Annotated in this window: 18 protein-coding genes; 10 read left to right on the top strand and 8 right to left on the bottom strand. The window is 63.0% G+C overall.

The genetic code is table 11. The features are described from left to right. Positions 1–9: 9 nt before the first annotated feature. Positions 10–993 carry an AraC family transcriptional regulator gene (locus LR394_RS17680; protein WP_231443270.1) on the bottom strand — a complete coding sequence of 328 codons (984 nt, stop codon included), beginning with the start codon at positions 991–993 and terminating at the stop codon, positions 10–12. A gap of 81 nt (positions 994–1,074) precedes the next feature. On the opposite strand from LR394_RS17680, the gene LR394_RS17675 reads away from it, so the two are divergent. Together LR394_RS17675 and LR394_RS17670 are read left to right on the top strand one after the other, a co-directional pair. Next, positions 1,075–1,518: a pyridoxamine 5'-phosphate oxidase family protein gene (locus tag LR394_RS17675; protein ID WP_231443269.1), complete on the top strand. Its 444-nt coding sequence runs from the start codon at positions 1,075–1,077 to the stop codon at positions 1,516–1,518. Between the two features lie 359 nt (positions 1,519–1,877). After that, entirely contained in the window at positions 1,878–3,137 is a 1,260-nt protein-coding gene (locus tag LR394_RS17670) for an ATP-binding protein (protein WP_231443267.1), read from the top strand. A gap of 57 nt (positions 3,138–3,194) precedes the next feature. Here the strand turns inward: LR394_RS17670 and LR394_RS17665 are convergent, their stop codons facing one another. After that, a complete protein-coding gene (locus LR394_RS17665; protein ID WP_231443265.1) occupies positions 3,195–3,359 on the bottom strand; it encodes a hypothetical protein in 165 nt (54 codons plus the stop codon). Between the two features lie 15 nt (positions 3,360–3,374). On the opposite strand from LR394_RS17665, the gene LR394_RS17660 reads away from it, so the two are divergent. Continuing rightward, complete coding sequence (locus tag LR394_RS17660; RefSeq protein WP_231443262.1) at positions 3,375–3,527, top strand: hypothetical protein; 153 nt, start codon at positions 3,375–3,377, stop codon at positions 3,525–3,527. Between the two features lie 95 nt (positions 3,528–3,622). Here the strand turns inward: LR394_RS17660 and LR394_RS17655 are convergent, their stop codons facing one another. The 4 genes from LR394_RS17655 to LR394_RS17640 all read right to left on the bottom strand — a co-directional run bounded on the left by LR394_RS17655 (position 3,623) and on the right by LR394_RS17640 (position 7,273). After that, positions 3,623–4,051 (bottom strand): hypothetical protein, encoded by a 429-nt coding sequence (locus LR394_RS17655; protein WP_231443260.1) that lies wholly within the window; start codon positions 4,049–4,051, stop codon positions 3,623–3,625. Between the two features lie 154 nt (positions 4,052–4,205). After that, complete coding sequence (locus LR394_RS17650) at positions 4,206–5,363, bottom strand: hypothetical protein (RefSeq protein ID WP_231443258.1); 1,158 nt, start codon at positions 5,361–5,363, stop codon at positions 4,206–4,208. A 400-nt stretch (positions 5,364–5,763) separates the two neighbouring features. Then, positions 5,764–6,456 (bottom strand): hypothetical protein, encoded by a 693-nt coding sequence (locus LR394_RS17645; protein WP_231443256.1) that lies wholly within the window; start codon positions 6,454–6,456, stop codon positions 5,764–5,766. An 82-nt stretch (positions 6,457–6,538) separates the two neighbouring features. Further along, a complete protein-coding gene (locus LR394_RS17640; RefSeq protein ID WP_407937076.1) occupies positions 6,539–7,273 on the bottom strand; it encodes an SDR family oxidoreductase in 735 nt (244 codons plus the stop codon). An 80-nt stretch (positions 7,274–7,353) separates the two neighbouring features. On the opposite strand from LR394_RS17640, the gene LR394_RS17635 reads away from it, so the two are divergent. Beyond that, positions 7,354–7,899 (top strand): TetR/AcrR family transcriptional regulator, encoded by a 546-nt coding sequence (locus LR394_RS17635; RefSeq protein WP_231443253.1) that lies wholly within the window; start codon positions 7,354–7,356, stop codon positions 7,897–7,899. 5 nt (positions 7,900–7,904) lie between these two features. On the opposite strand, the gene LR394_RS17630 is transcribed toward LR394_RS17635, so the two are convergent. Beyond that, positions 7,905–8,231, bottom strand: a complete 327-nt coding sequence (locus LR394_RS17630) for a hypothetical protein (RefSeq protein ID WP_231443251.1) — start codon at positions 8,229–8,231, stop codon at positions 7,905–7,907. Between the two features lie 318 nt (positions 8,232–8,549). Between LR394_RS17630 and LR394_RS17625 the strand changes: the two genes are divergently transcribed. From LR394_RS17625 to LR394_RS17600, 6 genes are all read left to right on the top strand, one after another. Next, positions 8,550–9,398 (top strand): helix-turn-helix domain-containing protein, encoded by an 849-nt coding sequence (locus LR394_RS17625; protein ID WP_231443249.1) that lies wholly within the window; start codon positions 8,550–8,552, stop codon positions 9,396–9,398. Further along, a complete protein-coding gene (locus LR394_RS17620; protein WP_231443247.1) occupies positions 9,395–9,598 on the top strand; it encodes a DUF397 domain-containing protein in 204 nt (67 codons plus the stop codon). Before LR394_RS17625 ends, LR394_RS17620 begins: the two co-directional genes overlap by 4 nt. 270 nt (positions 9,599–9,868) lie before the next feature. After that, positions 9,869–10,129: a hypothetical protein gene (locus tag LR394_RS17615; RefSeq protein ID WP_231443246.1), complete on the top strand. Its 261-nt coding sequence runs from the start codon at positions 9,869–9,871 to the stop codon at positions 10,127–10,129. Positions 10,130–10,158: 29 nt separating this feature from the next. Then, the gene (locus tag LR394_RS17610; RefSeq protein WP_231443245.1) at positions 10,159–10,887 is read left to right on the top strand and encodes a hypothetical protein; all 729 of its coding nucleotides are present in this window, start codon (positions 10,159–10,161) and stop codon (positions 10,885–10,887) included. A 35-nt stretch (positions 10,888–10,922) separates the two neighbouring features. Continuing rightward, positions 10,923–11,348, top strand: coding sequence for a hypothetical protein (locus tag LR394_RS17605; protein WP_231443244.1), 426 nt, complete (start codon positions 10,923–10,925; stop codon positions 11,346–11,348). Between the two features lie 2 nt (positions 11,349–11,350). Then, a complete protein-coding gene (locus LR394_RS17600) occupies positions 11,351–11,785 on the top strand; it encodes a hypothetical protein (RefSeq protein ID WP_231443243.1) in 435 nt (144 codons plus the stop codon). Here LR394_RS17600 and LR394_RS17595 read toward each other — a convergent pair. Beyond that, on the bottom strand, positions 11,774–13,096 hold the full coding sequence (locus tag LR394_RS17595; RefSeq protein WP_231443242.1) for a hypothetical protein: 1,323 nt from the start codon (positions 13,094–13,096) through the stop codon (positions 11,774–11,776). The two genes, LR394_RS17600 and LR394_RS17595, sit on opposite strands and share 12 nt — an antisense overlap. Between the last annotated feature and the right edge of the window lie 325 nt (positions 13,097–13,421).

The raw sequence follows: 13,421 nt of genomic DNA, 5'->3' as shown, positions 1-13,421 counted from the left end.
TCTGGTCCTCTATCTGCCAGGCGGACGAGCGGCTGAAGCACCTGCAGCGCTCGTTCGCCCCACCCGCCGGAAGTCGCTGGGGTTGCTGCCCCGCACCCGCTTGAACGCCGCGCTGAACCCAAATGGATCGGAATAACCGACCTTTCGAGCCACATCGGCCACCGTGCTGGTTGCCGAGCTTGCCAGCAGATCGGCCGCCAGCGTCATCCGCCAGTTCGTCAAGTACGTCAGCGGCGGCTCACCCACGAGCTCGTTGAACCTCTTGGCCAACGTCGCCCGGGAAACACCGGTCTGCTCGGCCAGCAGGGCAACTGTCCAGGGCGCCGCCGGGTCGGCGTGCAACAGGCGAAGTGCTCTGCCGATCACCGGATCGCGCTGCGCAGACCACCAGGCCGGCGGCTGATTGCCCGGATCGTCGAACCACTCGCGCAGCGTACAGACCAGCATCCAGTCCAGCAGCCGATCGAGGACGACCTGCTGACCTGGCGCGTCAATCGCCACCTCGGCGGCGAGACTCTCCACCACGGCCGCGGTTCCGCCGCTGCTCGAAGGACTTTCGGTACATCGCAGAACAACCGGCAGAGCTTCCAACAATGGACGACTCAGCTCACCTTGCGCTGAATATGCGCCCACGATCAGCGTGGTCTGGTCGTCGGACGCCGGCTGCTCATCACTCCAGCCGTTCCGGTACCTGGCGCCGCCCTGCTCAGGTGTAGCGCAGAACTCGCCGCAGGCAACGGATTCGGCATCGGTGTCCAGCGCATCGACGAAACTGAACGTGCCCGGCCCACGAACGATCAGCGTTTCGCGGGCCCGAAGCTGCTCGGGCGCCCCATTCTCCGGCACGATCCAGCCGCCGCCGGTGAGAACCGTGCACAATGTGAGCGGCGCACCGTCGATGAACTCCAGCCGCCAGGGCGCCGTCAGGGTCTGGCTGCCGAACAGCGAACCCTGCGCCCGCACCCCGCGCATCAGATCAGCGAGCACATCCATCCACACACGCTAGACGATCAGACATGCGTTGTGGAGTATCACCCATGGAATCGTCCGGCTTCGTGCCTTGAAATGGGGAGCATGACGAACCGCACCGACGAAAAGCCGACCACCGGCCTGCTCACGCCCGCGGATCTGAGCCTGCTCAACCGTCCATTGTTCGGCTTTCTGACCACAGCGGCCGGCCCGACCCCGCCGCAACCCCGCCCGCTCTGGTACGAGGTCACCGCCGACGGCAAGATACAGTTCTTCACCTTCTCCCCCAGCGCCAAACTCCGGCGCCTGGAACAGGATCCACGCGCCTCGCTCGTCGTTTCGGCTCCGGTCGGCGAGCCCGAGCATTGGGTATCGGTCGCCGGGCCCACCACCATCGAGACCGACGGCGTCCCTGATCTGGCGCAACGCCTGGCCGAGCGCTACTGGGACATGACCGATTCGGCCGAGGCTGCGCTGAAGTCGATGCTGACCCAGCCGCACGTGCGCGTGGTGATCCACCCGGATCAGGTCAAGCGGTTCTCGGCCTGACCTGCGCCACCACCAGTATCTGCTCACTAAAGTAGGCGTCAGCGCAAGGAGTCCCACAACGAGTCGACCGCCAGGGCCAAATCTTCGGGCGGAGGAGGATTGGCCGGCACGAAGGCCGAGACGCTTAACCCTTTGGACGTCCGCCAGCACAGCATGCCCCTGGTCAACGGTGTGCCCGGGTCATTCGGGCCCTGGCGAGTGCGCTCTGCCACCGGACCGGCCTTCCCATTGCGAACCTGTCGGCAAAAAAGCAAAAGTGCACGTCAGGACGATACTGGATACCGCGAAACGGCGAGCAAAGTGCCGCGAACCGGCGCCGAATGTTCCGCGAACCGGCGAGGCAGCGGTAGCCTGGCGCTGTGATCGACGGCTACGCACGAACGCGGCATGCAACGGGCCGGGTACTGGAGGCCCTGACCGATACTCGGGTCGTTGTCGTCCAGGGCGCCCGCCAAGTCGGTAAGACCACGCTCGTCACGCAAGTGGCCGAGCAGCTCGGCGGCGGTCGGCTGGTCACGCTGGACGATGACCTGAGCCGCACCTCGGCCGAACTCGATCCGACGGGCTTTCTGCTTCAGAACCCCGGCGGTCTTCTGGTCGTGGACGAGGTACAGCGGGCACCGACGCTCATCCCCGCTCTCAAGCTGATCGTTGACCGAGATCGGCGTCCCGGCCGGTTCCTGCTGACGGGTTCGGCCAACTTGTTGCGGATGCCCGCGATGCAGGACAGTTTGGCCGGACGCGCCGAGAACATCGACCTGTACGGGTTCAGCCAAGGCGAACTGTCCGGAGTGCTGGAGAAGTTCATCGACCGCGCGATGACCGGCGAGCTTTTTCTCGGATACTCAAGCACCCTCACTCGAGCCGACTACCTGGAAATTGCCTGCGCGGGTGGATATCCCGAGGCAGTCTCCCGTCCGTCCGGCAGACGGCGCTCAGCCTGGTTCGAGAACTATGTCCGCCGGATCGTGGAACGAGATGCTGCTGACATCTCCGCACTGCAGCGACTGGCCGAGCTCCCAGAGCTGCTCAAGCTTCTCGCTGCCAGAAACGCCACCGAGCTCACGGCTGCCCAACTCGCATCCGATTCAGGGATTCCCGTGAGAAGCTTGGCTCCCTACCTGGACCTTCTGGAGACTTTGTTCCTGATCCACCGGCTACCGGCGTGGTCCACCAACTTGTCGAACCGGGTTGTGTCCAGGCCGAAAATGGCGCTGCTGGACTCCGGGGTCGCTGCAGACCTGGTGAATGTCTCGCCCGTCGGAGCCGGGCCTGGTGCCAACCCTCAGATCGCCGGGCAGCTCTTGGAAGGCTTCATCGCCGCAGAGCTGAAGCGCCAGCTCTCCTGGGCAGACGTTGATGCCCGGCTCTACCACTATCGAGATCGAGACGGCGCCGAAGTCGACCTGGTGCTCGAGGCAAAGGACGGTCGCGTGATCGGGATCGAGGTCAAGGCCGCCTCCACGATCGGCGGCCGAGACGTGAAATGGCTGACTCGGATGCGAGATCGCCTCGGTGATCAGTTCGTGGCCGGGATCGTTCTGCATACCGGGCCAACAAGTGCGCCATTCGGCGAGCGCATCGTGGCGCTGCCCATCTCAGTGCTCTGGGCCGGCTGACACCCGATCAGTTTCGAGGACGAAAAGACTTTTCGCCCGCAGTGCCCAAGCTCAGGGTCAGCGGAGTACTCCGCCGAAGGAGTAGAAACCGCGGTCCGCGGTGAGCAGCTCGTCCGGGCGCACGCGTGCGAACAGGCGCCTGGTCATGGTTCTTTCACCGACCGAGCAGGCCTCGACCTCGGCGGCGACGAACGCGTGGGTGCCGCATTCGCTGATGGCCACGACCGTCAGGCCAACGTGATCAACAATCCCCAGTGGATCGCGAATCCTGCCACCAACGACTACTTCACCCAGACCGGATCGCCGGCCCGGGATCGCGCCTTGATCACCTCGGGAGAGAGCTACTGCGGCTCGGCGCCGGACCTGGGGTTCCGGGAGTCTGGTTGCTGAACTGCTTTAAGGGCCGGTAATTGAGGACGGGGTGCTCGCCGGCGTTGTCGGCGAGCACCCCGTCCTGTGGTTGGTTTTCAGGTCCCGACCGGCACTCAACTACAGGCGCGGATTGCGCCCGCCGGAGCGCAGACCACAAGTCCCTGGTTCAACGTCAAGCTCCCGGGTCGACGGCCGTCCTTGTAATCAACCGTCACCGTGTCGTACTTCCAATCGCCCTCTTTCAGCGCCCGGTACTGAACCAAGACATGAACTTCGACGCCAGGGGCCAGTTCGTATCCGGCCAACGGCGAGCGCTTCGCTTCGGGGATAACATCGTCGCCTCGGCCGGCTGACGTACCGATCGTTGTCTCGCCCTTCGTCAGCTCGGTCGGTACGACCTGCACGCGCTGAACTTCGATCGGGTCCTGAACCTTACTGGTGCTCTGAACGGGGTTCAGGGTCAGGCTCTCCAACCTGATCGCTTCATCACCAGAGTTCCGGAGTAGAAGCAAGCCCCATGTTGCCGAGTCGTCGACGTCCATGAGCAGCCCCGTAGTCGTCTTACTCGTCGGACCTTCTAGCGCGTGGGACGGACGGACTGCGAGGTACCCCAGCGCAGACGCCAGGCCGATCATGAGGACCACGGCCGAAGCCAACAGGACAAACCGTCTACGTCGGCTGGGCGCTGAAACTTGTTCAGTCGACATAGATCGTGTTGGCATCAACCGGAGCGGCATTCCCACCGCATACCTTGCCCTTCTTGTGCCAGGTCAACGTCAGTTTCACATTGTTCGAGTATCCGCTGGTAGCACCCAGACTTGCCCCACCGACCACGGCGGCACCTCCGAGTTTGCTCGCCTTGGCGTCCGTGGTGACGAAGGTCGTCCCCTTCAACATGTTGACGTCGTTGTACTTCTGCGGGGCCTGGGCGCAGGTGTACTTTTTCACGTCGCCGGTCTTGGCGGTGCCGCCCAGCCACTGCTTGGCCGTCACCATCTTGGTTCCGACTTTCAGGCCGAACCACGGTGCGCCACAGGTGGTGCTGGTGGACGAGCCGGCCGGCTTCGTGTCCAGACGCACCTCTTGGTACTGCATGCGGGTGGTGGCGTAGTAGCCCTTCCGTCCGCGGCCCTCGTCGACCCTGACCGAGGCACCCTTGACGGTGGCAACCTGGGAGGTCCCGTTGATCTCCCAGCCCTTACCGCTGGGCTTCAGGCCCACCTCGACATTGCTGTCAGCCGTCTGACCGTACTCCCAGCTACCAGAAGTCTTAGCAGAGCTGTGGTACTCGGCGATCTTCGTGTACGCCTTGGGCTTTCCAGTCACGTACCAGTAGCACTTCGGCCGCGCCGCCGCACTGATCCGCGACGTGCCGGGAGCGTTCTCGATCGTGGAGACATGCTGCTTACCGGGTGCAGTATCGGGACGCTTGGGATCGCCCCACGTCTTGCCGTTCCAGCGCTGAGCAATATTCGTGAAGTCTCCGGAGGTCCCCTCCCCGTAGCGAAGCACGACATTCAGCCAGTCGCCGTTCTTGGCCAGAGCCTTCTGCACCTTTGTGTCATCAGGGTCCAGGCGAAGGTTGTACTTTCCGCTCCCGTCGGTTGTGGTCGTGGCGAGGACCTGCGGCTCGATGGCTTCACCGATTTTCGCGTCCGGCCAATACTCCACGCTCACGGGAGTTTCCGGAACCGCAGCGGCACGCAACTGCGCTCCATCGGCTTCCACGCGAATCACTCCGCTGTAGAACAGCGGATCAGTATCACCGGCCGCGGACGCCGCCGCAGGAAAGCACACTCCCGCAACCAGTCCGGCGACTGTACCCAAGGTCAGGGTCTTGAGCTTCGTTCGCATTCTTCCTCCGCCTCCGCCTGAATGGACGGCAGCGTAGGGGAACCTCACATCGACTGGTCAAGCAATCGAGAGCCGCCGATAGTCACTCTGGGGCAGGACCTATCCGCTCCTACGAAATTCTGTGCGTGGCCGAAGTGAATCACACGGACTTGCTGTGGCGTAAGTCATGCTTGGGCGACACCCGTGCATGAATGAAAACCCCTCCTGGTTGCGGCCTTCGCCTCGGCACCAGCAGCCGACGTCCGCGGCGAACGGTAGAAGACGCCCCGGCACCGATCGATCGGTTCTCACGCGGTGCCCGCTGTCAGGGTCACGACCGGGACCAAGTCAAGCGGTTCCCGGCCTGAATCGACTCTCACCGCCCCGGGCTGAAGTACACCGACAAGTGGGTCAGGGCGCGCTAGGCAAGCGCTTCAGAGAACAACGCAAGACGCTCGGGCGGCGTATCGGTACTGCGCAGGCTGTGGCTCCCGAAACATACGGTCAGGCCTTTCCATTCGCCCCAAGGTTGCGCACCCCAGTCCGGCGCCTCCAGAATCTCCTGAGCAATCGTCAAGCAATCCTCCACCTGCACAACGCCGACCTCGCCCAGGGCAGCTGCCACCACGTCCTCTGCGTCCGCTGGCAACTCGTCGTCGCCCAAGGCAGGAAGCAAGAGCAAGAGCCGTTCGGCCCGGCTCAAAGTCGAGACCTGCGCTGCCGCAGAAAGAACTTCGCTCCAGCGCAGGCCCGGACCGCAGAAGTGGCCGTCGAGCTGGGCCAAGGCAATCATCTCGTCCGAGCCCTTGGGCTGGATCAGGTAGTCGATGCCCGCGTCGTCGGGAAACACCCGGAACAGAATCAGCAACGTATGCCCCTGAGCCAGTTCAACCGTGATGACCGGCCAGACGTTCTCGTCCTGGACCAGCGCCTCGGCATACTCCTCGACATCGGCCGGATCTACGCCGAAAGCCTCTACCGCGGTCTCGGAACTTTGGGTGTTGAGCAGGAACGCCGGCCAGAACTCCGCATCCCGAAGGCGATCGTTGGCGTCGGCAAGAACCGATGCATCGACGGGCGGAGCGAAGGACGAGAGGTAAGCCGCGAGAGACACACCATCATGATTTCACCTCCCAGCCTCGGCCACCGACCTACACCCAAGAAGCGCCCGTCTCGAACCTACGAGCTGAGGAAAGTCACCCCTGCGCCGTGGGCCGCACCACGATCTCGTTCACGTCCACGTCCTTTGGCTGCTCGATCGCGAACGCGATGGCCCGGGCAATCGCGTCCGGTGCGATCGCAACCTTCTGCACCTGCTCCCAAGTGGCCAGGGCAGTGGGGTTGGACGCGGGCGGGCGCTCGCCGACGAATTCGGTGCGCACCATGCCGGGCGACACCGCGGTCACTCGGATCGACGGGCCCACCTCCTGCCGCAGGCCCTCGCTGATCGTGCGGACCGCGTTCTTCACCCCGGCGTACACCGTCTGGCCGGCCACGATCCGTAGGCCGGAAGTCGAGACCGTCTGCACGAAGTGGCCACTACCCTGACTGCGGAAGACTGGCAGTGCAGCGGCGATTCCGTGCAGGACACCGTTGAGGTTCACGCTCACCATGTCGTCGATCTGCTCGTCGGTCAGGTCGTCCAACGGAGCCACAGTGGCGACGCCGGCGTTCGCGACCAGGACGTCCAGGCGTCCGAAACGTTCGACCGTCCCGGAAACCAAAGCACGGACGTCCGTATGTCGCCTTACATCGGTGACCGTCCAGGCAACGTCCCCACCGATCGCAGATGCGACCTGCTCGAGCCGATCGGCGCGGCGTCCCGCCAGCATCACTCGGGCGCCTCGCGCAGCGAGCAGAGATGCGGTGGCTTCTCCGATCCCGCTGCTTGCCCCGGTGACGATCACGACCTTGTTCTGGATGCTCATCAGACCTCCAAGTGGACACGTGTCCGGTTAGCCATGAAGACCATAAGTGGACGCGTGTCCGCTTAGCAAGCGAAGATGGCGGCGTGAAGGAACGCAGGGCGGACGCCGAGCAGAATCGGGCCCGGATCGTCGAGGCCGGGCGCGAAGCCCTGACCCGCAGCAGCGACGCCACTCTCAAGTCGATCGCCAAGGAAGCCGGCGTCGGGCAGGGCACGCTCTACCGGCACTTTCCCACCCGTGAGGCTTTGCTCGTCGAGGTCTACCGCGCCGACCTGCGAGACCTACTCGACTCCGCCGACCTCCTGCTGGAGCAACAACCTCCAGACCAGGCCCTGCGCGCGTGGCTCGACCGCCTCGCCGCCTACGGCCGGATCAAGCACGGCGCCGCCCAGGCCGTCCGCGCCGCGACCCGCTCCGACCTGTCGGCGGAGTACTACGCCGAAACCGTCGACACCATCGGCAAACTGCTAAAGGCTGGCCAGACGGCCGGCCTGCTACGACCCGACGTCGATGCCGAGGACGTTCTGCTGATGGTCGGCTTCCTCTGGCGTGTGCCGAACGAGAACTGGAAGAGCCGTACGGCCCACCTGCTGGACCTGGTGATGGACGGCCTCCGCGCCACTACCTGAACTTCTTACCCTTCGACCACCAGCTTCGGCCGAAGATCCTTTCCGGGCAACGCATCGGCGCGCGACACCGCCTCGCTCAGGCATTCGGCCAGTTCAGCGGCCTGCGTCGCGCTCAACTCGAACATCCCACCCACCGTGATGCGGACCGGACTCGTGCGTACGCCGACCGGATCCGTCAGCAGGTCGAAATCAACCCGTTGAGCCACTCGAACGCTGATCAGTTCGCCGGTAGCGGCCACCATGCCGACCACCCGCTCATGGTCGATGGCCTCCTCGTCCACCACGGACGTCTTCACCCAGGGATGCCCCTCGGGATGCTGTACCTCGCGCATTCGCCTACCCCCGTTGCGCTTGTCCCCTCCAAGAATTCGCTGGGGCCGGTGCCCGACCTCCGCCAGGACACCGGCCCCGTCTTACCTACAGCCGGGCCGTCCCCCGTCAGACGAATCCGGCCGCTGGAGCCGTCCACCGCGCCGGGGAGGGATTCACGACGCGGTGGACGGGCCTCTGAGTCCTTCGCGTTCGAAGAACTGAGACCAGAATCAACCGGGAAAAACGCCAGCACAACGAAGCTTTCAGTCCTGGACAGCCTGACCTGGACACGAAGTCGCCCGTGAAATGTCCTCTGCAATTGGGCTTATCATTCCGCCATGACGCAGAAGGCAAGCGCTGCTACACAGCGCAGGTCGGTCGGGCGACAGCTCAGGGCAGCCCGGGAAGAGTGCTTCTCCGATCGCGCCGACAAAGAACTTCCCGTCGCCGACGCTGCCGCGGCCCTCCGCGTCAATCCCCGCACCATTCGCCGCTTGGAGAACGGCGAGGTCAAACCCAATTACACGCTGGTCGAAAGCGCTTGTCGGCTCTACGGGCTCGCGCCGGAGAAGACCGCTCGCATTCTGGAGATGGTCGACCAGGCCGACGAGGACGAGTGGCACGAGAAGTACGGTCAGGACATCGCTCCGTGGCTGGTCCAGCTGCTCGACCTGGAGGCTGTGGCTGACCGGATCCACATCGTCGAGTCGCTTGTACCCGGCGTGTGCCAAACCCCTGCTTACGCCGCTGCCCTGGCTGTCAAGAGTCCGAAGCGCGTCGACGATCCGGACTACGCCCGCCGTCTGGCCGCGATCCGTGGGCAGCGCGCACAGAACGTCTTTGGACGTACCGAAAACTGCGTCACGTTGCTCCTCGACGAGGCAGCACTACTGCGGCAAGTCGGCGGGCCCAAAGTCATGGCCGAGCAAGTCGCTCACCTGCGCGAACTGGATACCAAGCCGAACGTGTCCATCCATGTTCTACCCTTCGCCTCCGGGGCCACGGCCGCGCACAAGGGCGGCGTCACTATCCTCGAGTTCAACGACTCCAAGGAGCCCGACATCGCCTACGTCGAGACCTACCTGTCCGGGCACTACTCGGTGAAGCCATCGATGCTGGTCGAACTGAGGGTCAGGTGTGCGAGCCTGTTGACTCAGGCGATCCAACTCAAGGAGTACACCCCATGAGCACCGACAGCATCACCTGGATCAAATCCACCAAGTCCGCCGACGAGGGCAACTGTGTCGAGTTGGGTGCCGACGCTTCGGCGGTCTACCTGCGCGACAGCAAGAATCAGCAGGGGCCGGTCCTGACCTGCGCGCCAGCAGGCGTCGCGGCCTGGATTCATGGCGCGAAGCGCAACGAGTTCGACCGCCTCTCAGACTGACTCCTTAGCGGAACCCCCGGGCGTAGCGCCTTGCCCGGGGGTTCCGCTGCGTCCGGCCAAGGCCCCTCCTGGCCGGTTCGAGCGTCCTTCGCACCCACCAGATGCATTCCCCCTTTCCACGACCAGATCCTGTAGAAGCCGATTAAGTCCGCCTTACCGCAAGCAGCTGTTCACGAGAGGTCAGACTTCGCCACATCAGGTAGTCCCAAGACGTACGTTTCGGTAGCGTTCGCGGCTTACACGACATCGATCGCAGCGGAGGGGCGTCTGGTGTCCAAGATTGATGAGCTCGCGGAGCTGATCGTCGGCATCGCCGACAAGATCGACGAGGCCACATCGGCCAGTGGAGATTCTGCCCAGGAAGCCGAGCAAGTGGGCTCCACCGCCGCTGCGCTCGGAGCCGAAAGCGTGGTCGAGGGGATGAGCGAGGTCAAGACCCAACTCGACGCGCTTTCAGACCTGCTCCAGGGAGCCTCACAGAAGGCCCGAGAGATCAAGGCATTGGCCCTGAGCGTGGCCGAAAACGGCTGATCTCAGCACACGTTCACGGGGGCGGTTGAGTGGGTGACATAGACAAGGTTGCAGAGAGCATCAAGGGCACGGGCGACATGATTGACGCTGCCGCCACTGAAGCGGCGGCGACGGCTCAGGATGCCGAGGACGCGGCGAACGCGGCCGATACGCTCGGAGCCGGTTCGATCGCTAAGAAGCTTGACCAGGTCAAAGACGAACTCAAAGCGCTGTCAGCAGCCCTAACAAGCGCTTCGGCCAAGGCCAGCAGCATCCAGGCCTTGGCAAAGAAGGTGGGTGCGGGTTCCGGAAGCGGCGATGCTTCGTCTCCCAGTGGGCTGAGCACCAATCCCGCGAATCTACCTAAGCCACCGGCGAAGAAATTGCCGCCAGCACGCCAGAAGGCGAGCAAGCGACTCAAGTCTGCGACCGAGAGGTCCGAGGACGCCAGCGACCTGGCCGAGTACGGGGAGAAAGCCGTCGAAGGCGCGAAGACCTTCTTCGACGGACCTCCGGAACCACCTCAGATCACCGGCGCTGGGACGCGCACCCCGGAATCGCCTCCGATCGCGTCGCAAGCGGCTTCATCAGGAGCGGATATTCCTACCGCAGCCAGCGGGTTAACCACCGCAGGCATACTGCTCTTCGGCGCAAAGTACGCCACTACACGCTTCTTCCGCGGCATATTCATGGAGGAGCAAGTACCGGAGGAGGCTCCTCCTCCGCCTCGCCACCGCTACCCGTGGGAAGATGAGCCGCCCCCAAACACCCGGCGATAATCCTGCACTGCACGATTCCCTAAGGAGCTATCTCAATGTCTGAGCACGTGAAGTCCTACCTCCGGTGGCTGCTGGGAGCCGAAGGGGCACCCAAGTACAACGCGGAAGAATACGACCTTAAAACTCTTACTGCAGCGGGAATTTCGTTGTTCACAGCTGCTCTCGACCGATACTTCCCCGAAGAGGTACCCACGCCGGCCGAGGCTGCGGCGCTGGTTACCAAAGTCAGGAGCATGTCTGCTCAGCCTGAGACACTGAACCCGGTGCTCGCCGAGCAGGTCATCCTCAACGCCTACGCCGATGACGACCTCATGGCCGATGTGCCGGCAGTCGAAGTGGCCCGGGTGGAGAACATTCTCGCGTACGGCATTCGGCGTGAGCTGAGCATCAAGGACGGCCCCGAACTCGAAGCGTTCTTGGATGAGGTCATCGAGATTATGAACGACCCGGCGAACACCTGATCATGCCCGAGCTCTCGCAGGACGTGCCAGCCCTCGTCAACCTTCTCCTACCGCTGAAGTACGACGACGTGTTCGCCCAGGAGCCTGGCCCTGAAGTCGTCGCGGCGATCCTGGGCGCCTTCGGCGCCGCGGTCAATCATGCGGTCACGCCCTTGAACTGGGGCGACCGCTACCACCTCTGCCAACGAATAGCCGCCAGAGATCCCGGTGAGTTTCCGGTCTGGATGGTCGAGGCCATGTTCCGCAGCGCGGAAGGCGACGACGAGGCCATGGTTGCTGCCGATCCTGAGATGGCCGCGTCCATCCCCTCTCACACGCTCGCCATACTCTGCGCCGACTTCCTGAACGAGGACGAAGCCAAGGCGCTTCGCAGCCGAGCAACGGAGATTGCTCTCGAGATGCTGCCTGCGATGCAGGCAGCAGCGTCACGGAGTTAGCCGCCACTTATTGCCAAGGACTTCGCCGCGGCCGGTTACCGAGTTGGTCACCGTTTGATTTTGTCTATCCCCTAGAACACGGCGCTTGAAACTTCGCGGCTGTGACGAAACGACTTCAGGCGAATCTCGATACGACATACCAGCGGCCACTATCAGCGGGATCAGCATGTACTCGCTGTTGAACGAGGAAACGGACAGCGCGTTAGCCGATGCAATACCGATCAATGCTAGGCGTTCACGAGCGGAGGCTCCGGATTGCCCCAGCGCAGCCCACAGGAAGACAATCAGAAATATCCCGCCGGCGATCCCGAAGTCGAGCACCAGACGGGCGCTATACATGTGTAAGATCACGGAGTAGCACTGACCTGAATGCACCGAGGAAAAGAGCCCTGACCAGGCTGAAAGTGTCTCACACGAACTGAAGTTCAAGGGAGTGAGAACCGGCTGACCGAAGAGCCACTGAATCACGGTGAAGTCGTAAGTCTCGTGCCTGAAGACCTCAAAGAACAGTTCCCGGTCGGACCTCTTACCGGTAGATCGCTCGGCGAAGGCCCGCCCAGAGGCCCAGAAGACGACCACGCCGCTGGCAAGGTACAGCAAGAACTTGGGGTCTCGCGGCTTCCACAGAAGGACCGCAAGCATGACTCCATACTCGGCGATGGACGAGCGCGAGCCGGACAGTCCGATGACGATCACACCGAGTAGGACCATCCACCAGGCGCGGTTACGTCCTAGGTGTGGCCAGGCCAAGTAGGTGAGGCCAATGATTGTCATGAGTTCAAAATTGTTCTCAGTCCAAATTGCGCCTCTTCCTCCACCGGCATCTGTGGAGACTGTGGTCACTATGTAGTCGATAAGTGTAATCGGCAGCAGCAACTTCATAGTGCGCGCAAGGGCGGGTCCTGTGAAGCATCTCCGACCGACAAAGAAGCCAATGACAATCAGGAAGATGAATGCCTTGTGGGCCTGTATCCAGTCTGGGAAGGCGACCAGGGTAGATCCGAGAACGCCAGCAGCAGCTCGCCAGCCAATGAAGGCCAGGGCCAGAATAGTCAAAGTCGGACGATATTCCACCGCCCCAATATGAGGCGCAAGAATGGTGCTGACGATGATCAGCAACACCAACGTGTACCAGATCGCGCTCATCGGCAGCCAGGACCAGCCCGTGATGTTGGTCCATCCAGCCAGGGCTGCACCGACAGCAGTCCAGCGTAGAAGGTGGTCAGCGACCGTCTCTGCGTCAGGTCCTGTCTTATTCAGATCCGGCTGCTGATTCTTATCAGGGAGAGTACGCAGTTGGTGCTCAGGCATGTATATCCCCCAGAGACCGCGTGCGATCCCTATGACCGCAACCACCAAGAATGCCTGGCAAGAGCTAGCCAGTTCTGACTACCGACCAGTTATGGGGTGTTTGGCCGATGCCTGATCACGGGAGGAATCACGCTCGACTACGCGATGCTCTGGGTCGGGATTGCCTCCTTTGTCCGCCGACCGGCAGTAACCGAAGGTTTGGCCTCTCAGGTTTGGCCAGGTCAATCACACGGATCCGATCACTGAACCGGGAATCGATTCTCTGAGAGATGCGATGCGTCGGCCGTTCTCAGATTACGTTTGACTTCCACTTCTGGATAAATTA

The organism is Kineosporia babensis (assembly GCF_021129305.1).
GTDB lineage: Bacteria > Actinomycetota > Actinomycetes > Actinomycetales > Kineosporiaceae > Kineosporia > Kineosporia babensis.
The sequence above is the reverse complement of the archived record's forward strand: the minus strand, read 5'-3'. Positions and strand labels throughout refer to the sequence as shown.

Bases quoted from the DNA above. Each gene is read 5' to 3' on its own strand.
- LR394_RS17680 (WP_231443270.1), bottom strand. From the start codon at position 993: ATGGATGTGCTCGCTGATCTGATGCGCGGGGTGCGGGCGCAGGGTTCG.
- LR394_RS17675 (WP_231443269.1), top strand. From the start codon at position 1,075: ATGACGAACCGCACCGACGAAAAGCCGACCACCGGCCTGCTCACGCCC.
- LR394_RS17655 (WP_231443260.1), bottom strand. From the start codon at position 4,051: ATGGACGTCGACGACTCGGCAACATGGGGCTTGCTTCTACTCCGGAAC.
- LR394_RS17650 (WP_231443258.1), bottom strand. From the start codon at position 5,363: ATGCGAACGAAGCTCAAGACCCTGACCTTGGGTACAGTCGCCGGACTG.
- LR394_RS17630 (WP_231443251.1), bottom strand. From the start codon at position 8,231: ATGCGCGAGGTACAGCATCCCGAGGGGCATCCCTGGGTGAAGACGTCC.
- LR394_RS17625 (WP_231443249.1), top strand. From the start codon at position 8,550: ATGACGCAGAAGGCAAGCGCTGCTACACAGCGCAGGTCGGTCGGGCGA.
- LR394_RS17620 (WP_231443247.1), top strand. From the start codon at position 9,395: ATGAGCACCGACAGCATCACCTGGATCAAATCCACCAAGTCCGCCGAC.
- LR394_RS17605 (WP_231443244.1), top strand. From the start codon at position 10,923: ATGTCTGAGCACGTGAAGTCCTACCTCCGGTGGCTGCTGGGAGCCGAA.
- LR394_RS17600 (WP_231443243.1), top strand. From the start codon at position 11,351: ATGCCCGAGCTCTCGCAGGACGTGCCAGCCCTCGTCAACCTTCTCCTA.
- LR394_RS17595 (WP_231443242.1), bottom strand. From the start codon at position 13,096: ATGCCTGAGCACCAACTGCGTACTCTCCCTGATAAGAATCAGCAGCCG.